General features: G+C 44.7%; 2 protein-coding genes. Both read right to left on the reverse strand.

Annotated features, from left to right (window positions below; genetic code table 11):
- The coding region (locus BHE89_RS21250; RefSeq protein ID WP_128860763.1) for a DUF3304 domain-containing protein at positions 1-245 on the reverse strand (245 nt) is incomplete at its 3' end.
- Positions 246-257: 12 nt separating this feature from the next.
- Positions 258-422, reverse strand: coding sequence for a DUF3304 domain-containing protein (locus tag BHE89_RS27205; protein ID WP_128860765.1), 165 nt, complete (start codon positions 420-422; stop codon positions 258-260).
- Between the last annotated feature and the right edge of the window lies 1 nt (position 423).

The raw sequence follows: 423 nt of genomic DNA on the forward strand, positions 1-423 counted from the left end.
GGATCGACTTCCCATTCCACTTTGACCCATTGATTCGGCGTCCACTTTGCCGGCACGACAATGCAACAGGTTCCGCCACCGCCTTTGCCATAATAACCATTAACCTTAAACCAATTTACCGAAGTGCCTTTGACATGGTTAAACCCGTGTAAATTTCCGGCAAGGTAGTCATCTTTGGGTTTTTTCTTGGGGAACAGCAGTGAGCTTACTGCGATAATGGCAAGAATAACGCCAGCAACAATCACTTTTTTTACGAGTTATTTTTTCGAGCATACTGCTGGCTCCTCCATTTTTGTTGGAACCGTAATCGGATAATTAGGGTGCCCCGGGGAATAACAAGATAATGTGATCCGAACTTCTTGGCAGGGAAGAAAATGCACTTTGACATCACAAGGGTCGTCATACTCAGGAATTTCTACCATT

The sequence above is a fragment of the Shigella sp. FC1967 genome (assembly GCF_001743005.1).
Taxonomy (GTDB): Bacteria; Pseudomonadota; Gammaproteobacteria; order Enterobacterales; family Enterobacteriaceae; genus Proteus.

Bases quoted from the DNA above. Each gene is read 5' to 3' on its own strand.
- BHE89_RS27205 (WP_128860765.1), bottom strand. From the start codon at position 422: ATGGTAGAAATTCCTGAGTATGACGACCCTTGTGATGTCAAAGTGCAT.